The 24,316-nt window shown below is 45.7% G+C and carries 19 protein-coding genes; 6 read left to right on the forward strand and 13 right to left on the reverse strand.

The genetic code is table 11. The annotated features are described in order from the left end of the window. Nucleotides 1-89: 89 nt before the first annotated feature. The 3 genes from AB3N00_RS04155 (at nt 90) to AB3N00_RS04165 (ending at nt 2,016) form a co-directional block, all read left to right on the forward strand. Nucleotides 90-839, forward strand: coding sequence for a YqcI/YcgG family protein (locus AB3N00_RS04155; protein WP_413033438.1), 750 nt, complete (start codon nt 90-92; stop codon nt 837-839). Between the two features lie 106 nt (nt 840-945). Continuing rightward, nucleotides 946-1,581, forward strand: a complete 636-nt coding sequence (locus AB3N00_RS04160) for a LysE family translocator (RefSeq protein WP_413035184.1) — start codon at nt 946-948, stop codon at nt 1,579-1,581. Nucleotides 1,582-1,665: 84 nt separating this feature from the next. Beyond that, on the forward strand, nt 1,666-2,016 hold the full coding sequence (locus AB3N00_RS04165) for a hypothetical protein (RefSeq protein ID WP_413033439.1): 351 nt from the start codon (nt 1,666-1,668) through the stop codon (nt 2,014-2,016). 161 nt (nt 2,017-2,177) lie between these two features. Here AB3N00_RS04165 and AB3N00_RS04170 read toward each other — a convergent pair whose 3' ends face one another. After that, nucleotides 2,178-3,470: a UDP-glucose dehydrogenase family protein gene (locus AB3N00_RS04170; protein WP_413033440.1), complete on the reverse strand. Its 1,293-nt coding sequence runs from the start codon at nt 3,468-3,470 to the stop codon at nt 2,178-2,180. Continuing rightward, nucleotides 3,467-4,459 (reverse strand): sugar phosphate nucleotidyltransferase, encoded by a 993-nt coding sequence (locus AB3N00_RS04175; protein WP_413033441.1) that lies wholly within the window; start codon nt 4,457-4,459, stop codon nt 3,467-3,469. The genes AB3N00_RS04170 and AB3N00_RS04175 overlap by 4 nt, the downstream gene beginning before the upstream one ends. A gap of 265 nt (nt 4,460-4,724) precedes the next feature. On the opposite strand from AB3N00_RS04175, the gene AB3N00_RS04180 reads away from it, so the two are divergent. Together AB3N00_RS04180 and AB3N00_RS04185 are read left to right on the forward strand one after the other, a co-directional pair. Continuing rightward, on the forward strand, nt 4,725-5,735 hold the full coding sequence (locus AB3N00_RS04180) for a glycosyltransferase family 4 protein (protein WP_413033442.1): 1,011 nt from the start codon (nt 4,725-4,727) through the stop codon (nt 5,733-5,735). 5 nt (nt 5,736-5,740) lie between these two features. Then, nucleotides 5,741-6,487: a glycosyltransferase gene (locus AB3N00_RS04185; protein ID WP_413033443.1), complete on the forward strand. Its 747-nt coding sequence runs from the start codon at nt 5,741-5,743 to the stop codon at nt 6,485-6,487. A gap of 114 nt (nt 6,488-6,601) precedes the next feature. Here AB3N00_RS04185 and AB3N00_RS04190 read toward each other — a convergent pair whose 3' ends face one another. The 8 genes from AB3N00_RS04190 to AB3N00_RS04225 all read right to left on the reverse strand — a co-directional run bounded on the left by AB3N00_RS04190 (nt 6,602) and on the right by AB3N00_RS04225 (nt 18,710). Beyond that, the gene (locus AB3N00_RS04190; protein ID WP_413033444.1) at nt 6,602-7,102 is read right to left on the reverse strand and encodes a PIG-L family deacetylase; all 501 of its coding nucleotides are present in this window, start codon (nt 7,100-7,102) and stop codon (nt 6,602-6,604) included. A gap of 19 nt (nt 7,103-7,121) precedes the next feature. Then, on the reverse strand, nt 7,122-8,198 hold the full coding sequence (locus AB3N00_RS04195) for a glycosyltransferase (RefSeq protein WP_413033445.1): 1,077 nt from the start codon (nt 8,196-8,198) through the stop codon (nt 7,122-7,124). A 264-nt stretch (nt 8,199-8,462) separates the two neighbouring features. Continuing rightward, nucleotides 8,463-10,115: an extracellular solute-binding protein gene (locus AB3N00_RS04200; protein WP_413033446.1), complete on the reverse strand. Its 1,653-nt coding sequence runs from the start codon at nt 10,113-10,115 to the stop codon at nt 8,463-8,465. A 67-nt stretch (nt 10,116-10,182) separates the two neighbouring features. Further along, the gene (locus AB3N00_RS04205; RefSeq protein WP_413033447.1) at nt 10,183-11,079 is read right to left on the reverse strand and encodes a carbohydrate ABC transporter permease; all 897 of its coding nucleotides are present in this window, start codon (nt 11,077-11,079) and stop codon (nt 10,183-10,185) included. Between the two features lie 12 nt (nt 11,080-11,091). After that, complete coding sequence (locus AB3N00_RS04210; RefSeq protein ID WP_413033448.1) at nt 11,092-12,018, reverse strand: ABC transporter permease; 927 nt, start codon at nt 12,016-12,018, stop codon at nt 11,092-11,094. Between the two features lie 52 nt (nt 12,019-12,070). Next, nucleotides 12,071-15,151 carry an alpha-mannosidase gene (locus tag AB3N00_RS04215; protein WP_413033449.1) on the reverse strand — a complete coding sequence of 1,027 codons (3,081 nt, stop codon included), beginning with the start codon at nt 15,149-15,151 and terminating at the stop codon, nt 12,071-12,073. A gap of 39 nt (nt 15,152-15,190) precedes the next feature. Continuing rightward, nucleotides 15,191-17,401, reverse strand: a complete 2,211-nt coding sequence (locus AB3N00_RS04220; protein WP_413033450.1) for a hypothetical protein — start codon at nt 17,399-17,401, stop codon at nt 15,191-15,193. 160 nt (nt 17,402-17,561) lie between these two features. Continuing rightward, nucleotides 17,562-18,710 carry a GntR family transcriptional regulator gene (locus AB3N00_RS04225; protein WP_413033451.1) on the reverse strand — a complete coding sequence of 383 codons (1,149 nt, stop codon included), beginning with the start codon at nt 18,708-18,710 and terminating at the stop codon, nt 17,562-17,564. 310 nt (nt 18,711-19,020) lie between these two features. Here AB3N00_RS04225 and AB3N00_RS04230 point away from each other — a divergent pair, with 310 nt between their 5' ends. Continuing rightward, nucleotides 19,021-21,078: a GxGYxYP domain-containing protein gene (locus AB3N00_RS04230; protein WP_413033452.1), complete on the forward strand. Its 2,058-nt coding sequence runs from the start codon at nt 19,021-19,023 to the stop codon at nt 21,076-21,078. A 140-nt stretch (nt 21,079-21,218) separates the two neighbouring features. Here the strand turns inward: AB3N00_RS04230 and AB3N00_RS04235 are convergent, their stop codons facing one another. Genes AB3N00_RS04235 through AB3N00_RS04245 form a run of 3 tightly spaced genes read right to left on the reverse strand, consistent with a single transcriptional unit; the run spans nt 21,219 to nt 24,232 of the window. After that, nucleotides 21,219-22,355: a glycoside hydrolase family 76 protein gene (locus AB3N00_RS04235; protein WP_413033453.1), complete on the reverse strand. Its 1,137-nt coding sequence runs from the start codon at nt 22,353-22,355 to the stop codon at nt 21,219-21,221. Nucleotides 22,356-22,383: 28 nt separating this feature from the next. Then, a complete protein-coding gene (locus AB3N00_RS04240; RefSeq protein ID WP_413033454.1) occupies nt 22,384-23,271 on the reverse strand; it encodes a carbohydrate ABC transporter permease in 888 nt (295 codons plus the stop codon). A gap of 10 nt (nt 23,272-23,281) precedes the next feature. After that, complete coding sequence (locus AB3N00_RS04245; RefSeq protein WP_413033455.1) at nt 23,282-24,232, reverse strand: ABC transporter permease; 951 nt, start codon at nt 24,230-24,232, stop codon at nt 23,282-23,284. Nucleotides 24,233-24,316 lie beyond the last annotated feature (84 nt).

The raw sequence follows: 24,316 nt of genomic DNA on the forward strand, positions 1-24,316 counted from the left end.
TGCCATCTTGGCCTATCACATGGAAGGGGTGTTGGACAGTCACCTTTTTGCCTTTGGACGATATCCTATAGGTAAAAGGAGGACTGTTCATGTCGCTTTTGTTTCAACATTCTGAACTGGAGAATGAAAAGATTCCTCTGGAAGCCTGGAAGAAGGATGCCTACCAGTTGTTCGCTTCCAAAATGAGTGATCGGGAGGCTCGTTTCCCCTGCATTCCGGCGACTCAGGCCTTCGCCATGGGGCATCTCCGATATGGTTTTGTGTCTTATTTGGATCCCGAGTCAGCACACCGTAGACTCGCGGACATCATTACCGAATACGGCCGGGAATCGCGTTCTTTTGGTGATTACTCATCCCTGATTGTGTTTTTTGAATTGGAGAAAACGATAAGAACCGTTTTGGACTATGAAGCGATATTCTGGGATTTATTAAGCGAGGTTAGCGTTTTGGATGTAAAGCCATGGCCTTCAGACATTCCGGAAAACCCGGAAAATCCCTTGTGGGAATTCTGTTATGACGATGAGCGATACTTCGTCTATTGCGGGACACCCGCCCACATCTCCCGTCAGAGCCGGAGTTTTCCTTATTTCATGCTGGCTATGACGCCTCGTTGGGTACTGGACCAATGGAATGCTCATCCCAAGAAAGCAGCGGCAATTGGCCCTAAAATCCGTGAACGACTAGCGGAATACGATGCCGTACCCGCCCATCCTGAACTAAAACAGTATGGAGCTCAGGGGAATCTTGAATATAAGCAGTATTTTTTGAGAGACGATGATACCTCCCCCTCTCGCTGCCCTTTTCTTCGCGCACTTCAAGCCAAAAAGGTACAAGAATAGAAGTGTTTCCCTTACTTGTCCTAAAAGAGCCCTCCTCCGAATAAGCTGTACTCTGCAGTGATAAGGAGGAGCGTTTCATTAACTGGATTAAGAAAGGGACATGACCATGGAAATGTATATCAAATATATTCTGATCGGACTAGCTATCGCCATGCCTGTCGGAGCGATCACTGTGGAGATGACAAAACAGGGTTTAAAAAATGGATTTGTTCATGGCTGGGCTGTGGGACTGGGCGGAATGACCTTGGACACCACATTAATTATAGCGATGTATCTTGGGTTTGCCTCCTTCCTCTCTCTGCCTTACATTCAGATTCCGCTCTGGCTTGTTGGAGCAGGCTTTCTTGCTTATCTGGGTTATGATTCGATCAGGAATGCAGATCAGGATATAACGCCCGCCGATGAAAAAGTGAAGAAATCATTTTGGAAAACATACCGTAACGGTTTGTTAGTTGCCATTTCCCCGGGTAATCTGATCTTCTGGGTATCCGTTTTTGGTGCGGTACTGTCTGATTCATATCGTTCTGCCGGGAAGGAAAGCTTCGCGATTGCAGCTTGCGGAGTGCTGTGCGGCATTCTGATTCATGATCTTGGTTTGGTTTCCCTGGTTTCCATGACACGAAAAGTGATGAGCAGAAGAATGATCCGTTTGGTCTCAGTTGCTGCAGGCACACTTCTTCTCGGTTTTTCATTCTATTTCTTGTATGAGTTCGTGGTGTCGCTCTGGACATATATTCTGTAATTGCCTTCGTTGGACAAACTTCATTATCCCTTGAATACTTAGACAAAAAAGGAACCTGAGTGTCGGGTTCCTTTTAATATTCCTGTGCCCATCTCCCCAGCAGGGGTTGAGATTGCTGCCGCCTCCGTATTCCTAAATCCGGCTAATCCCGCTGCTGTCAATAACAGGGTAGAATTGCAGGCTTCCATTGGATTGAGATTCGTCGGTGCAGGCAATATTAGAGTGCTGGTTCGGATATGGAGGGCAGGCCAGGAAATCTATTACGGATTGGAAAGCAATATTTTTGACAATAACATTATGATCAACGTGAGCACGGTAGATGCCGCACCATTAGGCTTGCAAGACTATCAATTGATTATTGAAAACCAGACACCCGCTACGACAGCATTTGTCACTGGTCCACTCGTATTCACCGCTACAGCCTACGGCCAGTAATATGGAGTGTGGAGATTAAATCTTACTCTTTATATTCCTGATGTAAAATCCCCCGATCCTTAGTTACAAGGATTGGGGGATTTCTGTGAGAAGATTTAATTTATGAGCTCGTGCCGGCAGCCAAAACTGCAACAATATCGCCATTGAACCCTTCACTCATATTAGTTGTAACCCACGCCTTGATAATAGTAGCCCAGCGATTTCATGAAGTCGGCATTCAACATGTTTCGGCCGTCGAAGATGTTGGGCTGCTTCATCTGTTTACTGAGCTTACTCCAGTTTAGGTCATGATACATCTTCCACTCCGTACATATAAAAACAGCATCTGCATCTTTAAAGCCTTCCTCAGGGGTAGTCATGGACTGAATGTTTGAATTCTTCAAATATGAGGGAAGTTTGGCGACCGGGTCAAACAATTTAATATGTGCTTGTCCGTCAGTCAATTCCTGAATGAGACGGATCGCAGGAGCTTCCCGTATGTCATCCGTATCGGGCTTGAATGCCAGGCCAAGAACCACTATTTTTTTGCCTGCGAAATCACCTAACCTTCTTCTAGCTTTCTCAACCATATACAAATATTGTGTTTCATTAACCTCAACGACATTCTTCAGTACCTGTAGTTCCGTATTATTATCCTTTGCTATACGGAGTAAAGCTGCAACGTCCTTTGGAAAACATGATCCACCATAACCAATTCCCGCTTGCAGGAAGCTGCTGCCAATCCTTTGATCAAGTCCCATCCCAAAAGCAACCTCTTTTATATCTACCTCGAGTTTGTCACTTAATCTGGAAAGTTCATTAATATAAGAAATTTTTGTGGCTAGAAAAGCATTCGATGCATATTTAATGAGCTCTGCGGTCCGCGGTGTCGTTACGACAATGGGACATTGGACTGAAGCGTAGAGGGTCTGAAGCATGTTGGCCGCTTTATCACTCGTCGTGCCAATAACAACCCGGTCTGGATTTAGAGAATCCTCCATTGCTTTGCCTTCCCTTAAAAATTCAGGATTGGATGCAACATCATAAGGATAAGATGCTGCCTGAGACCGCAATATCCATTGAGTCACTTTTTCCTGCGTCCCTACGGGTACGGTACTCTTATTAACGATGAGTTTATAACCGTTCATATAACGACCAATATCTTGTGAAACCTGCTTCACATAAGTTAAATCTGCATTTCCATCAGTAAGCGATGGAGTCCCGACACATATAAATATTACATCATTCTCCTGAATAGCTTTTGCTTGATTTGTAGTAAACATAATCTGACCGGATTTAAGATGTTTTACCAGTAGTTCCTTGAGACCCGGCTCATAGAAATAAAGTTCACCTTTCGTTAATTGATCGACCTTGTGTGCATCTGTATCAAGTCCTACTACTTTCAAGCCCATCTCGGCAAATACCAAGGCAGTGGTCGTACCCACATAGCCTGTCCCAATCACAAGTATTTTCATTCTTCGTCACCCTTCCTTTTCGCTTCTAAGCCAGCCAGGGTAGAACCGATCCCCACTACCGTATTAACAACAGCGTGTGATAGTTGCTTGATATGGACATTACTTAATAGAATGCTGTCTCTGATGTAGCAGCTTTCAATAGTGGAATCTGCACCAATAGAAACGTAAGGACCAACCACACAATCTTCTAGAATACAGCCTGCTTCTATAGAGACTGGGGCAATAATCTTGCAGTTTTTTAGAATCACCGAAGGATGAATATCATTTTCAACTGGCATCTCCCGAAGCATTTTTCGATTGGCATCAAGCCATCTCTGTAAAGTTCCGACATCAATATTTGCTATTTCAGCTTGATGATAAGATACCGAATAGCCCTGTTGGATCAGCCATTGGATCGCATCTGTAATTTCATACTCTCCTCTGGCCGAAGGTTCTATCTTTTTGGCAGCTTCGAAAATAGAAGAAGTAAAACCGTATGCACCTAATACCGCAAGATTTGATTTGGGAGCTTTCGGCTTCTCTACAAGCTTCACAATCCGGTGGTCTTCCACCTCTGCAATGCCATAATCCTGAGGACTGTCCACTTCCGATAGAAGCAGCGCAGCATGATTCCCATGTTCTTCTATTTGCTTTTTAAGTTGAGAGAGTGAAATGGAAATTAAGTTATCCCCCAAGAGTAAAATGAATGAGTCCTGACCAATAAAATGCTCTGCTTGCAATATGGCATCTGCGATTCCTTTTGGATCTTTTTGATAAATCAACGTAATATTCGTACTCCACCTAGTGACATTCTCTAAGCTGCTTCTAATGAGTGATTCTTGCGATTTTTGGATTACTATTCCGATCTCAGAAACCTCTTGTTCGACCAATTTATCTATACAGGAGTGCAACAAGGGAGTATTGGCTACAGGAATCAATGATTTTGGATAAGAGAAAGTGAATGGATACAAACGGGAACCTTTCCCAGCACAAAGAATTAGTCCTTTCAAGTCGTTTCTCTCCCTTCTAATTTTCACTTCTGTATACTCTATGAAAAACAAATATATTTGGATTGGACGAACATCTGATAGATTTTATAGAAAGGCTCTAACATTCTTTGAAACGTTTTTTAGAAAACTGAGTTTTCTAATACAATGAAGTGGTTCGTTCACATTTGTGAAATTTTCTGACGCCCATTCATTCCACAGGTCATTCGCATAAGATGACGGCAAAAGAGCCGTTGGCTTCATGCTAACCAAAGGAGACTGAAAAGGTATGAAAATAGTTCAAATATCAACGAATACACTTCCCGTTCCCCCAGAAGATTATGGCGGCACTCAGCGCGATATTCACTACCTGACAGAAGAGTTGGTTCGTCGAGGTCATGAGGTTATTTTATTTGCGAAGAAAGGTTCGAAAACCAACGCCACAAGGACGTACGAATATCCCACTGATGACCCGGATCAGCAGTTGGATTTCATCATTAAACGCATTCCTTCCAATGTGGATATTATCCATGATCACTATGGCATTGTTGCGAAAACAAATCCGCCCATTCCTACGCTCCACAACTCCCATTCCAAAAAGGCAAAAGGATCACAAATCCCCGTGTTTGTGAGCAAGAAAATTCGTGATAAGAACAAGAAGGGTTACTTCGTGCATAACGGGATTCGTCTTAGTGACTATACTTTTCGAACCAAGAAAAAGGGCTACCTTTTGTTTTTGGGTAGAATCATGAAGGAAAAAGGAGTTCATTTAGCGATTGAAGTTGCACAAAAAACTGGGAAAGAATTAATTATTGCTGGGACAATTAACAAGCCTGCATATCAAGAGTATTTCGATAGCGAAGTCAAACCGCATTTAAATGACAAGATACGATTTATCGGTCCTGTCGGTGGAACCAAGAAAATTAATTTAATTTCAAGAGCGAGCTGTGTGTTATTTACCTCTACATGGAATGAACCCTTCGGACTTGTGCTTATCGAGTCTTTGGCTTGTGGTACACCCGTACTTGGCTTCAAAGCAGGGGCCGTTCCAGAAGTGCTAAAAGGCTTACCACAATTATTATGTAACTCTACAGATGATATGGTTCGCAAAGTGAAATACCGTAACAAATTCCCCACGGCAAGAGTTTGCCGATCCTATGTAAAAAAGCGCTTTTCGGATAAAGTCATGGCTGACAATTTTCTTAAATTGTATAAAAAAGTTATTACGAATAAGGAATATAAAATTATCCGCCAGTCGGTGTGGAACACCAGAAAAAATATGATTCTGAAAAGGAGTTGAAATCGATGGCTTCAATTATAGCGTGTACCATGAGACCTGAATATATGGATAACATTTTTGCAAACTATGAACGACAGGAATGGCATAACAAAGAAATGATCATTATCCTGAATAAAGATAGTATGAATCTTAAAAAGTGGCGAAAGAAGGCAAAAGAATACGAAAATGTTAGAGTTTATAAGCTTCCTGAGAAATACAATCTGGGAAAATGTCTTAACTGGGCCATTGCCCGGGCAAAAGGTTCCTTTATTGCCAAATTTGATGATGATGATTATTATGGAGCTCATTATTTAAAAGAATCCATCCTTGCACTAAGAGCACGCAAGGCACCTATTGTTGGTAAACACACAACGTATATTTATTTTGAGGCGAAAAAAGCGCTTATGGAATACCGACCCGGACAAGAGAATGTACCTGGCAAAAGGATAAAAGGCGGGACATTGTTTTTTCGTAAAAGAGTATGGAAACATGTGAAATTTCCGGAGGATACGATCGGAGGATCAGATGCCAAATGGTCAAAAAAATGCCGCAGAGCTGGCTACTCCGTATATTATGTGTCTAAGAAAAATTACGTTTGTATTCGAAGAGAGAACATTCAGTCACATACGCAGAAACGGGATACTGAGGAATATATGAGAAATTGTAAATTGGTTGCCTACACGGATGACTTTATACCTTATACAACCGAAACTATTCCAGATGAAGATACCAGTAGAGAAGAATCCAATTCACTCTCAAATGGCTCAATTTAGCAAATTGCACATTTAAAGCGAAGAATGGGCTGTTCCTATAGTGTAACTACTTTAGGGACTGTCCATTCTATTCGCTGTTTTAAACAACATTGCCGCACATTTGATCATGATACCCTACCTTAATTTCCGAATACTTTCGTATTCAGTATATTTCTTTAGCCATTCAATGTCCTGACTTCTGTATCGTTTTAAAATTTTGTATTTTTGCTTTATCAAGTCTTCAGGCAACTTATATTTAGAGCGTTTAAAAATATACATCTTCTTCTGAGCTAACTCTCTGACAACCTGATGCAATGCTCTGTGTTGAGTATGGCCATATTCCCCTTTTTTATTGTGAGTCACAATCATGGTGATCTGAGGATTGGCTTGCAGCACCTGAGCGATATCTTTTTTCAAAGCCTTTCGATTAAAATCTCCTTCCCATTTGTCCTTATAACTCCACATTTCATACTCAGCTCCTACGTCTTTCATTGCTTTTTTAAATTCTCTTGCCCGCACTTTGTGTTTGCCATTGGTTACACAAATAACTTTCCATCCTTTTCCCTTTATAAGTTGAGCTCCTCCAAAGATTATTTCATCATCGGGATGGGCTACAATCATCAATTTATTGAACATTGTCTTCCCTCCAAATCTTCTAAATGAAGGAGTGATATAAGCTAAGCAGCTTATCGACGATGCCAGAGATATTAAATTGCTTCTTAACGAAATCACGTCCTGCTTCTCCCCAAGTTTTAGAGCTTTTCTTAGACCTTAATGCAGTAAGAATCAGACTTTCGATCTTGCTTATTTCAAGAGTTTCCTTGGCTCTGTGATCTCCGAAGTAATACCTCCAAGCAAGCTTAAAATTATCTGGCTTCACAATTCCAAAAATTCCTTTTGCACCGATCGCTATAACGGGCCGCTTGCAGGACATCGCTTCAAGAGCTACTCGACCTGTTCCTACAACAACGTCACTAATGGAGAAAAAGGACGATGTATCTAGGCGTTCACCCAATACATGAATACGACTACTGTGTTTTCTAGCTGCTAGTTTCTTGACACTACTCAATCCTGGTCCACCACCAACCACTACGACATGCATGATTGGGAATGAATCCATACAGCGCTGTGCCGCTCTTAAAAAACTTTTACATATCTCTGCTTTTTCATCCTCAATACGGCTGACATACAATAGCACTTTCGACTTACTGGCAATGTTTAATTGTGCGAGCAACTGCTGGTTTCTGCTGTATCTAAAATGCTGCGTATTAATTCCATTTGGAATTAATACAGATTGGATATTTTTCTCTTCCAGCCACTTTTTGACCGGCCAGCTAACGCTAATAACCGCGTGACGACTGTAACACCTCTTCATTATTTTCGTGATCAGTGCCCGTGGATAGTATGTCCCATGTATGGTGTAGACAAAAGGGATTTTCAGCTTTCTGCTGAGGGCGCTACCGATTATTCCGGTAGATTCATGGTGAGCATTAATGACGTTAATCTTATGTTTTATAATCCATTGCTCCAATCTTTGCCGGTCGTTTATTTTCGTAAATATCGGACAACCAAGCGTCCTGAACTTGGACAACAAACTCCCCCGTTTACCTGCTACATAAATGGAGACACCTCTCTTTTCCATCTCTTCGACAACGGCAGACACATATGTCTCTGTTCCTCCCACTTCAAATTTATCTATGATCATAAGCAACCGAAGAGTTGGCTTTTTCATGAATTCCCCTCCAATAAGGTTATGATTCTCACTCTTTATAGTATGGGGTGTTAATGCATGTCGTTACCGGAATTCACCCAGGATGACAAAACAGGCACTTTATAGGTTTACGAATTAAATCTCTTCATACGATTCTCTGTTTTTGAGCATAAAAAATCCCTTCCTTTTGACAAGAATAGGACATCTTCTGGATGTCTCTTTTTCTCTTGTCTACTAAAAAGGGATACTACCAATATAAACTTCTTACTTCTTAATTCTTAAGTTTCAGTTCGGCATCTGGACGGTTACCACTTCTTTTCCTTTCAAATTGTCATTGGTAAACTGCATCGCTTGATCGTATCCGGTATTCCGCAGTTGATCCCTCAACTCGTTAATAATGCTCATGGCAGCTTCATCCGATTTTGCAAAAACAGCTTCCTTCCAGGCGTCTCCCATCCGGTCCATCGAAGGTTTCAACATTTCCCATTCAGGCGCTTTGGTGATAACGTCACCCGGGTTATAGGCTGTAATGACCTGAATACCGTTTGGACGCAGTACCTTACGAGCATGATCCATTGCATCCAATCTGTCCTGATCTGCCCAGATGTCCCCACCTGCATACGAGTTGATGCGATCAAGTCCGGTTAACGATTCCAAACCAATAGAGATCCCTACGTTTTTGCGGACTTTACCGGATTGATCCGCTGCAAATTTATCAAACCATTCCTTATTGGCTACGGGTTTGCCGTCCTTCATATCCCATTGAACGCCTTGCACTCCGTATCTCGCCAGCATGAAACCTTCGTCAGAAGCCATGTAATCCAAAAACTTGAGCGCTGCATCTACACATGCGCCTTCGCAGCTCTTGGTGATAACCGTTACGTTGTTCCCCTGAATGCCAAGATCCACGGGACGACTCGGGTCGACATCAGCACGCTCTAACGGGCCAACAGGGATGTAATCGCTTCCAGGATGAGAGGTGACATATTCCTTGGAAGCATCCAAAATGGCCGGATAATGTGCCGCAAGGATGGCAATACGACCCTGATTGATTTTTTCTTTGGCGATGGGATCTGTCTGGGTAAAAACATCCGGATCCAACAGTCCTTCTGCCAGCAGTTTTCGATAGAACAGCATGTATTCTTCATAACCTGGAGTGAAGAAGCTGTGCTCAAGCGTACCATCGCCTTTGTCTACGTAGCCTGCTCCTGAATAAAACATCGTATTGCCGATACCTACAGACCAGCCATTACTGAATCCACCCAGCGGGAAGACAGGCTGACCGTTCTCCTGCAGGTTGGCGTCTTTAATTTTTTTGAGAAAAGCATAAAAATCCTCCTTCGTCACCACGGACTGCGGGTCCACACCTACCTTTTCGGCAATGTCCTTCCGTACATAGAATCCGTATAACCAATCAATACCGTCTTCGTTCGTAGCAGGCTGATTCTGCAGAAGAAGATATTTTTTACCGTCATACGCATTAATCGCTTTTTCATACAATGCAGGCGGAACGTTTTCTTCTGCGATGGATTTGGCCAGGTTCGGATAATTGTCCAATTTGTCGGATATATCGACTAACTGACCTTCTTTGGCTGCCTTGATAATCCCGTCAAGCTCGCCGCCCCAAGCAGGTCCGGTATATATATCCGGCAAATCCTGCGTGGCAAAAATCTGGTTTACCTTCTCTGTCTCGCTGCCTTTCGTATACTCCCACTCGAGGGTCACTCCGGTCTTCTCCTTAATAACTTCCTCTACAGGAGTAATTCCATTGTCCGATCCGCCCGAACCATTCCAATTATGCAGTATCTTAAGTGTGGTACCCTTACCCTCTCCATCGCCTTCTCCATTCCCCGCCGAATTCATGCAGCCACTCAGCAAACTTCCAGCCATAATGGACACGAGCAATACGAACATGCCTTTCGACCAAATCCTATTCAAACTAATCGCCTCCTGGATATGGATTCAATGAATCACGGTTAAGCGTGGGCAGATCAAACCGATATGATCAACCTTTAACCGAACCAATCATAACTCCTTTGACAAAATAGCGCTGCAGAAATGGATAAATGCACAGGATTGGGAAAACCGTAATGACCAGCAGAGCCATGCGCATCGATTCCGGTGTTGCCCCTGCACCACCGACACCGCCTACCGTCTGCCCACCTTGCTGTGCTGCTCGCTGCATTGAATTGGATAGTGCTTCCGCTTCCGTCAGCATTTCTTGCAGCAAGGTCTGAACCGGAATCAAATCCTTGTTGGATACGTAGTAGGCACCGGAGAACCAGTCATTCCAATGGGCTACTCCGATAAACAGCGAGATGGTTGCGAGTACCGGCCCAGAAAGAGGCAGAATGATTCTCACAAAGATTTGAAAGTCGCCATATCCGTCGATACGGGCAGACTCCTCCAGTTCCTCCGGGATGCCTTGCAGAAACGTACGAATAATGATGATGTGCATGAAATTAAATAACAGAGGCAAAACGTACACCCAAAAGGTATTGATCAGATGCAGTTTTTGCAGTGTGATGAAGAACGGAATGAATCCCGCACTGAAAATCGTGGGCAAAAAGATGTAAAAGGTAAAAAAGGAACGGCCCGGCAGTGTTTTTTTGGAAAGCGCATATGCCATAAGGGTACACAGGATTACATGCAGGAACGTCCCCAGCACGGTGCGCATGAGGGTAATTTGGTATGCCTTCCAGATGCGTGCATTATCAAAAACCTCGGCATAGTTCTCCAATGTAAATTTTCGGGGCAGAAAATAAATCGCTCCTTGCATCGAGTCCTTCCCCTCATTTAATGAATAGGCCAAAATATAAATAAACGGGTAGATCATGGAGAATCCAATTAACGCGAGAAAGGTATAGTTAAACACCGAGAATACAGACCATTTTCGTTCCATATCTTCACCTCCTTAAAACAGGGATACATCACTGACTTTGCGGGCTATGCGATTGACGGTCAATACCAGGATAAGTCCTATAATACTTTGGAATAATCCAACAGCTGCGGCATAACTAAGGCGCCCTTCGCGAATGCCGGAGTTGATGGCGTGTACATCCAGTACACTCCCGATACTCGCGGTCGCTGGGCCATTCAGCAGAAGCAGCTGTTCGTAGCCTGCGCTCATCAGGCTGCCTACGGCAAGAATGAACAAGATGATGGCCACGTTGCGAATACCTGGAAGTGTCACATGCCACATCTGCCTGAAACGTCCTGCACCATCAATCTTGGCAGCTTCATAGAGCTGCTGATCGATCCCTGCAATGGCGGCCATGAAGATGATCGAATTCCAGCCGATGTTCTTCCAGATGTCCGATCCAACAATCAGTTGATAAAACCACGTTGGATTATTCAGGAACTGGATGGATTCTGCACCCATCGCTCCCATGAAGTCATTTACCGGTCCGCCATATGGCGTCAGCAGTCTCTGCATCAGCGTGACCACAACGATCCAGGATACGAAATAAGGCAAGTAGGACAACGTCTGAATTGTCTTATTAAACCGGATCTTGCGAACTTCATTTAACAGGAGTGCGAAAATAATGGGCATCGGAAAGCCGATCAGCAGTTTCATAAGACTAATGATGATCGTGTTGCGGATAATGTCACCAGATTGATAATAATTAAAGAACTGTTCGAAATACTTGAAACCTGCCCATGGACTTCCGGTAAATCCACCGATGAAGTTGTAGTCCCTGAAGGCAACCTGAATTCCGTACAAAGGGACATAAGAGAACAGAAAAAACCAGACAATGCCTGGCAGCATGAACAAATAAAAGAGTTTATGCTGCCAGATTCGCTTCATCAACCGATTGTTGGTTGCTCTCGTCTTGATCACATTCCCACCTCTCCTTTCTCAAAATGAGAGACATTCGCTGCCTCTGCTATACCTACAGCAACTTCAAACGCAGCGTAATAATTTCAAATGGCTTGAACGATAGCGTGATCATCGATGGATCTGTCATCGGAATCGACGAAATGATGTTCTCCATCAGATCCGCTTTCCATGCTTCCGCGGTGTCGATTCCAAGATGAATGACCGTATGGGCATGTGTTCCGGATGTTTCATACAGGCGGACGATGACCTCGTCTCCATCTTCGGCCTTTTTGACGGACTCCACCATGACGTGTGCATGATCCGGCTGCAGGAACGATTTGGAAAGCGGCAGAGTTCCAGCCGGTTTATCACGTACAGAGGATAAGGGAACTGTACGCAATGGAATATTCAGTTCATTACCTCTCCGATAGATCTCGGCTTGAACATGATTACCTTGATGCGGATATAACGAATAGGTGAATACGTGTTCCGCACGATCAGCTTCCGGATCAGGATACGAGCTGCTGCGCAGTAGGTTAAGGTCAAGTATGTTATCAAGGGCTCTGTGACCGTACTTGCAATCATTGAGTAATGCGACTCCGTAATCAGGCTCCGAAATATCTATCCACTGGTGGGCACAGATCTCGTCTTTGGCAAAATCCCACAGGGTATTCCGATGGGTCGGTCTGGACAGACTGCCAAACTGGATCTCGCAATGAACCTGATCTGTACGAATATTCACCGGAAAAGACGTGCGAAGCATCTTGGCGTTTTCCCGCCAATCCACATCAGATTCAAAATCGATTCGACGACTGCCCTCCGTAAGAATAACGCTCTGAGTTAATTTGGATTCTCCATAGCTGTATTGAAAGATCAGTCCAATCCTCGGCCCTTCATGAAGCTCTTGAATGTTATGCAGTGTTAAAGGCATACCAGGATGCTCTGAATAATCATGACTGAAATCCCAAGCGTCTCCTTCATCATGATATACACGGAGATGATTTCCCTGATGTCCTTGAGGAATGATTTCTCGCCCTTCTGCTTTATCCAAGATCGATATGATTGCACCGTACTGATCAAACTTCACGAAAAGCACGTCATTTTCTATGAAGCGTTCTTCCACATTTACATGTAACACTGAATCCAGCGTCTCCGATCCCATTTCGATGCACGTTCCGACCTCACCCACCGTACACTGGCTAGGATATTCAGGTACAACCATGTATCCCATGGAGGGAACAAGTACCTTCATCCACCGTCCTTGCAGATAAAGCCATTCCTTCCGCTGCCAAGGCAATGAATTGAACACCACTGTAGGTGAGGATGTGGACTTGCTGCTTGAAGCGATCCGATCCGCCAAACTGCTGTAGGTTTCTGCAATCATGTTTTCTGTTTGGGTCAACAACTCCGCATATCTGATAAGTGATTCATCGTAAACCCGCTTGATCGAAGATCCCGGAAGGATATCATGAAACTGATATAATAAAACCTCTTTCCATATGAGTTCGAGCGTATCGGATGGATAGGATTTGCCTGAATGGGCTGCCGCCAGAACAGAGGCAAATTCCAATTCACGCAGCGCTTTTTCCATTTTCCGATTATACCGCTTGCTTCGCGCCTGACTGGTTAGCGTACCCTGATGCTTTTCCAGATACAGCTCCCCCCGCCACGTTTGAAATTTGTCTCGGTCTTTATTGAGCCTTTCGAAAAATGTCCATGAAGGCTCCTGTATAACGGGAGACAATCCAAGCAGGTTCCTGGTCCGTTCGAGCCGTTCCAGATGCTCTTCACCTGGTCCGCCTCCCCCATCCCCTATGCCGAAGAGCATCAGCGCATGGCCGGATACATTTTTATCCAGATATTCTCGCTCTGCCTTGGCAATGGATCGGGGTGCTGCCGGGCTGTTGTACGTATCCTCGGGTGGCATATGCGTTAAGACTGCTGATCCATCAATCCCCTCCCACATAAACGAATGATGGGGGTGTCGATTGTACTCACTCCAGGAGAGCTTCTGGGTCATCATGTAATCAACTCCGGACTGTTTCAATATCTGGGGCAAGCTTGCCGAATAACCAAATACGTCAGGCATCCAAAGTGACTTCATCTCCAACCCGAACTCCTGTTGGAAATAGCGCTTGCCATACAGAATCTGCCGTACAAGAGATTCACCACCGGGGACATTTGTATCCGACTCCACCCACATGGCCCCCTGTGGTTCCCATCTGCCTTCACGCACGCGTTCCTTGATCTGATCATACAATTTGGGATAATGCTGCTTCATCCAGTCGTACAGTTGAGGTTGACTCGCACCGAATACGTAATCCGGATAACGTTCCATCATGCGAAGCACGGTCGAGAACGTTCTTGCACCCTTACGGATCGTTTCCCGGATCGGCCATAACCAGGCCAAATCGATATGTGCATGGCCTACAGCACTCAAGGTTAAGACTGGATCTCCCCCTTGCAAACCGAGCTGTTCATCCGTACGTTTTTTCGCTAGCCGGACACGTACTTCGGAAAAATCGGTCAGCTGCAGCGAAACGTCATAGAGCGCCTGGTATATTCTCTCCTTGCGAGCTGATCCAGCTGCCAGGCAGTCTGCCGTTTCCAGAAGAACCTCGATATCGTAGTACAAACTGCGAATGTCTTCCCGACAGACCGCGATAACGGCCTCTCTTAAAGATCCTCCCTGATACTTGCCAAATAAATCGTTATTGCCCGCTTCCGCCCATACTTCAATCTCATCTCCCCTGACAAATCTCTCACTCAGATGAACGACCCGCTTGCCGGGCAATCCCAAGGAGAAATCAAATTCGGAGTTAATGGTCGTCAACCCTTGGACAGGCGTTCCTTCATGATCAAACAGACATTGTTCGCCACTGACATCCAACAAGAGAACAATGCGCTCATGGCTGCTGACACTACGGGCTGGCAATGGGCCTGCAAAACGGAACCAGGCACAGTCCCAGAGCTCACCCCATCGTTCTCCCTGCTGAAGAGTCACTTCCCTTCCCGACATCCGAGAATCGTAGGACACGGGCTCGGATGTAACCCATGCCTTCACTTCCAGTTCGGTCAGCGGATCATATATGGCTTCCCGAAGTTTGTTTAACGTCTGTTTTAACCGTTCTGGCCTTACCGGTTCATATGGCATGTTCGTTACTCCTCTCTGTTACGATGATTGGGGTATGACTCAAGAAGACCATCGCACATGTACCTCTGCTCGATTCTCGTTTCCATGCTCATATTGAATGAGCACGGTTCGCGAATCCGGGTCCCACTCCCAGACAGCGGCTACTGTTTTCCCTTGAACAGAATACTGGGCAGATACAGGTTTCGCCTTACTATACAGCCGTGCAGCAGCCTGCATGCGGGCAGGCCCTCTCGCCTCAAATTGAAAACCTGTGGCCGACTCGGAAAGAGCTTCAATTCGGGAGGATGCCGCAATGAGGGAAACTCCTCCAGCCGCTGGACGTCCTGAATCAATATCATAGAGAAGTGCCTGTTCTCCCGGTTTCAGAACAACTTGGTTCAGTACCGCGAGCTTCGCATCGAACAAGTCCACAACGGGACCCGGTACGGCCAGTGGTTCCTCGCTCACCGACTCGTCTAACGCAGCTGCGATGATGTAAGGCCCGCGCTTGATTTTGAAATATGACCTTGCTACCCACTGCATAGCTGGTCGGTTGAGCATTCCAATCAAATCCTGGACCGCATGGCGGAGACGATCGGCCCCTGCCTTGGACAACGTGAGATTAGCCGGATGTTCGTTCAGCCAAGCCACTCCTCCTTTTCCCACTTCTTTGATACCACTCTCCATCTTCTTCAGACCAAGCTGCTCGAACAAATGCTCCCGCGGGGAATGATACTTGGTTCCGAACTTCTTCTTCCCATCTTGTTGCTCGAGATTCCACCACGCACGAATAGCATGATAAGGGTCACTGTCATCGCCAACATAGATCAGTGCCCCGCCATCCTGCACCCACTGCGCCAGAACGTAATGAATATCCGGATACTCTGGTTTGATAAATTCATAGCTGAGTACGAGAACATGGTAAGGTGACAAATACCCCGGATATCGTCGCACATGATCCAGTAAAAGAGGGCGAACGGGTATCCCGTATTTTAGTAGCGGGAGCGCCAGACCGTAAAATGGAGAGAAATCAAGCAGCTCGGTATCGCCCTCTTGCTGAAAGCCTTCAGGGTCTGTTCCATCATATTTCCCCGGATGAGGCGCCTCAGGATCTGGCTTCATCCGCTGAAACATTGCGGAGTCAGCGATAAGAACGCCAACTTGCAGCGGAATCTGATCGATCTCGATCACATTCTGGTCCAGGTTACCCAGCGTATGCATGACTTGCAGCAGCGTCGTTGCGTAGTCTGCCGGAATGTTCTCCTTACCAGCACCTTCTTCCGCCGGATAAGTTCCTTGAAATATTCTTCGTGGCCACGGCGCAACTTCATAATGGGCAACCCCGGGATGCAGCAGCGAAGCAACCACGGTCTTCAAATAGTTCTGCTTGTAATCCGCCCAGGTGTAATTGGGGTTATCTTCGATCGGATCATGCAGGAACCACATGCGTCTGTCGGTTCCGCGGACCAGTTCCTGCATGACGCCATATTCAAGGTAAGCGGTTTCAAATGTGCGTTCCTTCCGAACCCCTTCATACACATTGGGTGTGCGGGATGTCCCCGTCCAGATCTGCGCGATGTATCCGTCGATGGAGGCCAGCTCAACCAGTTGAGATTGCGGACTGACGATTCGCCACTGCGTGTAATTGATCAGGCTGTGCGTTGGAACATAAAAGCGGAGAACACGGCCATATCGTTGCAATGCATAATCCTTCATCTCGGCACATAACCGGTCCAGAACCCGGGTATATAAATATGCCTTTAGTTTGGAGGCTCGATATTGTGCATCAGGAGAAGCATGCGGCGGAATCCAGAGTTCTTTGTAATACAGCTGCCACTCCCTCTTAAAGGCTTCAGAATAACCACCGTTCACCCAGAATTCAGGTTCTTCCAGATGGATGGCCTCAACGCCTGCATCTACAGCAATTCGAATGTGCTCCGCCAGATAGCGTCCAAACGAAAGAGTAGGTACCATGTACGGAATAACGGGCTGATCGCCGTGAAGAATCATCTGCTCGTGGCGATTCATCTGCGCTTCATCCCAATGGGGTATGCCACCCACCTCGCCATCAAGGTAGCTGTTGTAATTTCCCCAGGCTACTCCGGTCATGAGATGCACTATATATCCCTTCTCTTTCCATTGCTTGATGCGTTCCGGCATTGACTCGTCAATGCCATATACCATCACAAAGTCAGTTTGCAGGTCATAGTCGGGATGATACGGAGCGGACTCCTGAAATCCGGTGCGTTCTTCTTGCCGGTCTCTTGACACATTCTAACCCCCTTGTGGTGATGCAGGTTTGGATTGCGTTGTATGATTATCCATCATTTTCTAGACTATAATATATGAATTGAATATATTCAATATGTTTTTTTTGAAAACAAAAAACCTTCCCGCATTAAACGGTGAAGGTTTACTATGTGCATCCATGTTAAATTTGAGGAACTTTAGCAGTGGTTTGGCGTACCACTAGTTCCGGTTCGATCAGTATCTTGCTATAGGTTTTCGCTGTTTCATGTCCATGCAGCACTTCAAGTAATTTCACCGCAGCCTGGTATCCCATATCGCGCTCAAACTGATTCACATGAGTAAATATGCTGAATTCCTCCACGATGGATGTGGGATCATCAAAGCTTACAATGGACACATCTTCAGGAACCCGGAGACCTGCCTGCTTGGCTATTTGATGAATTTGTACACCGAGCCTTCCGTTCAGCGAAACGTATGCTGTCACCATTCGGTTTACGATATACCTGTACAGGGGATGGGACTCTGCATCTTTCAGCAAGCTTAATGGTTGGAAATCTGTAATCATATGTGCCGGGTTTATTAACGCCCCTTTGCCTTTCAAAGCATCGATATAACCTTCGATCCGTTCCTGGACAGTGACGGTTTGCAAAGGTGAATCCGAACAGATGGCGATATCCCGGTGCCCGAGCTCCCACAGATGCTCTACCGCAAGTTTTGTACCGCGTCTTCCATCCGCCGCAATATAGTGTGTCTCGACACCAGGCAGATAGCGGTCGATCAGTACAAAAGGAAAACCGGAGAGCTTCATGCCAAGGATCTCCTCGTTGTAGTTTTCCTCATCAACAGGAAAAATTAACAGGCCTTCAGCGCCGAGTGCCTTCAGTTCCTTGATGACATCCTTCTCTTTATCCAGCCTGCCATGCGTGAACATAATCATGCTTCGATAGCCTTTCTCGCTAAGAGCTTGTTCAATTCCCTCAACCAGTCTGATGGCAAAGTAATCATGGATGGATGGCATAATCACACCGACCATCCCTGCAGCCAGTGTGCCTTCTCTTCCCTTTATTGCAGCAGCCGGCGTTGAAGTCGAAGGTACGATATCGTTTTCTTCTGCCACAAAACTGCCCTTGCCAGGCACCCTGGCGATCAGCTTCTCATTCGCTAATCCTGTCAAGGCATTGGCAACGGTGATTTTACTGACCTGAAACTGATCCATCAGTTCCTTCTCTGTCGGTATCCGGTCACCGGGCTTCATCTTTTCTGTCGTTATGATCTGTCTGACATAGTCCTGGATTTGCTGATACAACGGAACACGTTCGTTTGTATTCATTCGGATCACATCACCAATTCATTCGTAATATTTGAGATATATAATATATCCTTTCACATAAGAGCGCAATAAACAAGCTGAACTTATCCGGAGTTTGACACAAGATCTCCTAGAGTTATCGTAATTAAAATGTCTCTTTTCCATAAAAATTGGGAACTTTTGTCGAAGCTCTTGCAATAACATATATGTATATATTTAATATATCTTGAAGTGAGATGTGTTGCCTGGCTTTTAAGCCGCAAAAGGAGGACGGGATGACTGAGGGATACACACGCTCATATTTCTGATTATAACAAGGAGTGAATTGGCCATGGCTCGTAGATTCACGATTCTCTGTTTAGCCTTCCTCTGTGCTTTTTCCTTAACTGCCGGAGCGGCATCCGCCTCGGAAACCAGTGTTCAAACCGCTAAACCTGGAGATTCCAAAGCTAACCGTGAACTCCCCCGTTTCAAGAAACCGAAACATCTGGATGCAGCCGATATCTATGATGCGCCAGGTGATATCAAATTACTGTTTGGAACGTTACAGGGAATAGTAAACAGGAAACAACCGCGAATCTATCTGATCGAATCCCAGGAAGAAGGAAAATTGACCTGGCTCAACGATCTCGATGTACCCTATACACTTCATCAGGATTATTGGGACGTGTTTTCGACATACCGCAGTGAAGTCAAAGGCATAATTGTGTATGATCCGAAGTTACCTGATTCAATTAACGTGGCAACCACGCTTGCCGGTCTGAAGGATGCTGTAGTTGCCAGTCCGGAGCTGGCGAGCCAATTATCCAAAGCACCGTACAACCTGAAGATCCTCGATGATCTACAGGGTAAGTTCAGCAGCCGACTTGATGCGTACACCTGGCAATATGAGCATCTGTGGAAGAAGACAACCCACCAGATGTTAGTTGGACTGGATCCGGATACAGCCATTCGTATTCCATCCGGTCTTCCCGAGTCATTTGTGACCATTGCAGAGGAGAAGCAGCCCATACGAGATGCTGGCAACCGAGACACGTATTCCCTTGACCTTACTTCGCTGCTTGGGAAATCAGAGGTTTATCTCCGGTTCGATGACGCCTTAACCCAGGATGGCTGGGGCCCAGCCGTGCATGAAGTTACCGTGAAGGCGGATGGCAAAATCATTGCAAACTTCGTTGCAGGAACACCTGAAGAAGAAGCTTTTCTGTATGACAGACAAAATTCCAAGGTTGCCGAGGGGCAAGGCGGTCACCGTTTCGCCGATAATGGCAATTATTTTGTATATGAATTCAGCCCTCCTGCGGGAACCCAAGAGCTGACGGCTGAAGTGGACATGTGGAACCAGTTTAAGGTATCGGCTGGTAATATCCGCCCGCTCTCAGCCGAGCAGCAAGAACCCTATGCCTATTTACGGGATTACGCGGTCGCTAACAAAGCGATGGTATTTTGGCTGGATTCCAATGTGCCTGATCAGAAAGCACTTTTTGAGAAAATCATGTCCGACGTGAAAACCGGTACTCCCTACCTTGGCTGGTTCAGCAATGATGTGGAAGGTGAGTTCAGCTCTGTTGAGATTGCTTCCCGATATGGCGTCTATGTACTCGCTGCAGACTGGTTCAGTAATCTGACTGTTTTCTCGGGAACCGAGCCAAAGTTCAAACCTGTCCAAAAATCTCCACGTCCGGAGTTGGAGAACAAAATCTACGTGACGTATACCTTCACTGAAGGCGATAATTTTCAGTACAACCAGCACCGCATGCGTGTCATGTGGGAGGATCCGGCGCGAGGCAAAGTCCCCATCAACTGGACTTCAAGCCCCCTTCTCTATGAGGGTGCACCAGCGATACTGAATCATTATGTGAATACTGCAACCCCCAATGATTTGCTGATTGCCGGACCATCCGGTGCAGGATACCTTTATCCGGGTGCATGGCCAGACTCAAGCTTCCGTCCATTTTTGCAGCAGACCGAAAAATACCTGGAAAAGACAGGGATGAATATCTCGTATGTGTTGAACCGGGAAGACAGCGAAAATATACCTCTCACGCCATTTAAAGCAAGCGCTTACGAGAAAGACTACCATTCACCAGGACTGTTCATAAGCTATGAAGACACTTATGGTGTTGAGATCGTTGGCGAGAGTTTGCCGGTGTCTACAATTCGTGGAATAAGTACAGCCCAGGACGGATTGCAGGTATTGAATGAGGCAAAAACGAATTGGGATGGAAAGTCGCCGTTGTTCATTTCCCTTGGGTTGCTTGCCTGGAGCATGACGCCATCCGATGCACTCGCACTCACCGAAGAACTGGGAGCGGAATTTAAGGTTGTGCGAGCGGATGACTACTTCTCCCTCATTCGGGAAAGTTACCATTTGCCTGCTTCCAAGTAATCTCCCATACTCATAGAGAATTTCGACTGATATACGCATAGAACGCATAGAAGCATCGGAACCCTTTGCTAGGGATTCGATGCTTCTTCTTCATGTTGATCGATAATAGATATTTTTAAGTCGACCATACAATAAGTAAATTATTTACTTGGCTTTTCTGGCTTGGAATGTTTGCCAGCCTCCAGTTTCGCAGCTGCCTCCAGCAGAAAGACACCGCTAAGCTGTGCAGTCAGGTGGAGTGGATTCTGGGCTGGTTGACCCCAGGCCTGACCGAATAACCCGCTTTTCCGGCTGCCTTTCAGTAACGCGTCTGCATTGCGATCAATCGCTTTCTTCAGATTCTTGTTATGACCAATGTCATATAACTCCGCCAGGTAACGGATCAATATGCCTTTGAACAAGGCACCATCTCCGTCCCCATCCTCTAAGAAAATCCCCGTCTTCTCATTCGTCAAGGACTTCAGGGATCCCGCGGCTGTCTTCTCTGCATCTTGCAAATACATCTGATCTCCTGTAATCCGGTAAAGCTCCACTCCGGCTCCAATGAATGTACCTTGGTTGTATGTGAAGATCCAAGCTTCATTAACATCAAGCGTGCCATCCTCGCGCAGCACCAAACCATCCGCTACGAGTCCCGTTTCCGGATTTACAAGATATTGTTTTTCCCAATCATATATCTTTTGCGCCCATTCCAGGTCCTGTGTATCACCAAAGCGTTCATATAACCTTGCTGCCAGAATGGAAGCCGGTCCGCTGGAGCATGCATTCCGGTTATACCGCTGATCCTTCTTCCATGCCATACCGCCCAGATCATCCTCCCACCAGGCTGTTTTAATGTCTTTCCAGAGATCCAGCACGTATCCTTTCATTTCTTCACTGCCTGTCGCATCATATAACCGAAGAGCAGCAAGGGCAAGCCATTCCATATCATCGTAGAACTCATTATGAAGGGAACCATTGTGTTCAATTATACTGCGTACCAGTTCTTCCGCACGATCCGTGTACGCTTCGTCTCCTGTCCGTTCAAATCCGTCTACCAGTGCATCAACCGCATGAGCTTTCCACCAATAATTCAGGGCTTGCTCTCCTTCTGGTGTCGATGGATAAGCGTTATTCATCATTTTTGTTTCATCGTTCCAATAGTATTCATGCAGCTTCTCTTGTGCCCACTGTGCTTGCCGGGTATATTGATTTTTGCCTCCACCGCTGGCACCCATTGTGGTTACCAAAATAATACTGAGTACAACCGTCAGACTTACGATTTTCTTTTTTCTCATCCTAATCCATCCCTTCTTCGTCATGAGATTATTCTTTCACTGCACCGAGAACAATTCCGTGGATTAAATAACGCTGTAGAAAAGGGTAAATCAGCAGAATCGGTATCATGGAGACCAGTATTTTGGCAGAATTCAATGTGGTGTTAGAAATTTTATTATACTGCTGCAGCTGTTCAACGGAGAGATTCTGCATCTGATCTCGCGTGAGACTAAGCTGCTGCAGATAGGTCTGAAGCGGTATTTTGGAGCTGTCGTTGATTAGAATGATTCCGTCAAAGAAGTTATTCCAGTGCCCGACAATGACAAATAGCATAATGGTCGCCAGACTTGGCATCGAGATCGGGATGAAGATTTTGAGCAAAATTTTCATTGGTCCTGCTCCGTCAATAAATGCGGCTTCTTCGAGTTCCTTCGGAATTCCTTTGAAGAAATTCATCAGAAGAATCACATTGAAGACAGGAACGGCACCTGGCAGTACGAGCGCCCATATGCTGTTGATCAGTCCGAGCTTGCTAATTACCATGTACCAGGGAACAATGCCCCCACTGAACAACATCGTAAATACGATAATCCACATGTAGGTGTTCCGGGATCTGAACTGTGTGACACTGCGTGACAACGGATAGGCCATAAGAATGGTCAGAACCATATTAATGGCGCCCCCCAGCAGCACCCGTTCTACGGATATCAGAAAAGCATTCCAAAACTTCGTATCTTTTAAAATCTGTGCGTAGGATGAGAAGTTCAACTCCACTGGGAAAAAGTAGACCCTGCCGGCATTCACAGCCGTACTGCTGCTGACGGAAACCATGATCGTATTCACAATCGGGGCCAGGGACATGAATGTAATCAGGATCAAAGTAAACATAATCAACAGGCGGGATAGCCTGGAACCCAGCGTTTTTGATTGAATCATGCTAACCCTCCTAGAAAATTCTGTACCCCGCATATTTTGATGCCAGTCTGTACGAAACGACAATCAAAACAAAGCTGATAACCGATTTCATCAAACCAATGGCCGTCGCGAATGAATACTGCATATTGATCAAACCCATGCGGTACACAAAGGTATCAATAATATCACCTGTTTCATATACGAGCGGATTGTACAGGTTGAATACCTGATCAAATCCTGCATTCAACACATTGCCAAGACTCAGCGTACCCAGAAGGATGATGGTCGGGAACATGCCTGGCAGTGTAATGTTTAGCGTCTGTTTCCAGCGATTCGCCCCATCCATTGCAGCAGATTCATATAAGGCAGGGTTAATTGCCGTTAATGCAGCCAGATAAACGATGGTTCCATAGCCAAATTCCTTCCAGGTATCCGTCACAATAAGCAGCGGCCTGAACCAGTCATTGCTCGCCAGAAACATAATCCGTTCCAGACCGAGGATTTCAAGGAAATTGTTAATCATCCCGTCAAAGGAGAAAATCATCGTGAGCATCGTACCCAGAACGACCCAGGACATAAAGTGCGGCAAATACACAATGGTTTGAATCGAACTCTTGAATACCTTCAGCCGCACCTCATTAAGCAGAAGGGCGAATACAATCGGGACAATCAATCCAAGCACTATTTTCCCGACCGCAATGACCAATGTATTGATAAAAATCTGCTTCGCGTCCGGCAGTTGAAACATATAGGTGAAATTGCTAAGTCCTGCCCATTTGGAGCCGAATATGCCTTTGGCAGGAATGAACTTCTGAAAGGCCATGATTACACCAAACATAGGCACAATGGAGAAAATGAACAGCATGACCATGCCGGGCAGCAGCATAAAATGGTAGGTCATCTCGTCAAATCTCTTACGTTTCTTTTTGCCTGGGTAGAGCACTTCCCTTTGCGGATGTATCGTCGTTTCCACTTGCGCCATTGTCCGTTCCACCTCCATCCTGCACGTCTATAGGCAGGTCTTATCGGTAAAAGCACTTGCGGAAGTCTGGTACCAGGCTTCCAC

Source organism: Paenibacillus xylanilyticus, assembly GCF_047246825.1.
In the GTDB taxonomy this organism is placed as follows: Bacteria; Bacillota; Bacilli; order Paenibacillales; family Paenibacillaceae; genus Paenibacillus; species Paenibacillus xylanilyticus_B.

Bases quoted from the DNA above. Each gene is read 5' to 3' on its own strand.
- AB3N00_RS04155 (WP_413033438.1), top strand. From the start codon at position 90: ATGTCGCTTTTGTTTCAACATTCTGAACTGGAGAATGAAAAGATTCCT.
- AB3N00_RS04160 (WP_413035184.1), top strand. From the start codon at position 946: ATGGAAATGTATATCAAATATATTCTGATCGGACTAGCTATCGCCATG.
- AB3N00_RS04170 (WP_413033440.1), bottom strand. From the start codon at position 3,470: ATGAAAATACTTGTGATTGGGACAGGCTATGTGGGTACGACCACTGCC.
- AB3N00_RS04180 (WP_413033442.1), top strand. From the start codon at position 4,725: ATGAAAATAGTTCAAATATCAACGAATACACTTCCCGTTCCCCCAGAA.
- AB3N00_RS04185 (WP_413033443.1), top strand. From the start codon at position 5,741: ATGGCTTCAATTATAGCGTGTACCATGAGACCTGAATATATGGATAAC.
- AB3N00_RS04190 (WP_413033444.1), bottom strand. From the start codon at position 7,102: ATGTTCAATAAATTGATGATTGTAGCCCATCCCGATGATGAAATAATC.
- AB3N00_RS04195 (WP_413033445.1), bottom strand. From the start codon at position 8,198: ATGAAAAAGCCAACTCTTCGGTTGCTTATGATCATAGATAAATTTGAA.
- AB3N00_RS04205 (WP_413033447.1), bottom strand. From the start codon at position 11,079: ATGGAACGAAAATGGTCTGTATTCTCGGTGTTTAACTATACCTTTCTC.
- AB3N00_RS04215 (WP_413033449.1), bottom strand. From the start codon at position 15,151: ATGCCATATGAACCGGTAAGGCCAGAACGGTTAAAACAGACGTTAAAC.
- AB3N00_RS04225 (WP_413033451.1), bottom strand. From the start codon at position 18,710: ATGAATACAAACGAACGTGTTCCGTTGTATCAGCAAATCCAGGACTAT.
- AB3N00_RS04230 (WP_413033452.1), top strand. From the start codon at position 19,021: ATGGCTCGTAGATTCACGATTCTCTGTTTAGCCTTCCTCTGTGCTTTT.
- AB3N00_RS04235 (WP_413033453.1), bottom strand. From the start codon at position 22,355: ATGAGAAAAAAGAAAATCGTAAGTCTGACGGTTGTACTCAGTATTATT.
- AB3N00_RS04240 (WP_413033454.1), bottom strand. From the start codon at position 23,271: ATGATTCAATCAAAAACGCTGGGTTCCAGGCTATCCCGCCTGTTGATT.
- AB3N00_RS04245 (WP_413033455.1), bottom strand. From the start codon at position 24,232: ATGGCGCAAGTGGAAACGACGATACATCCGCAAAGGGAAGTGCTCTAC.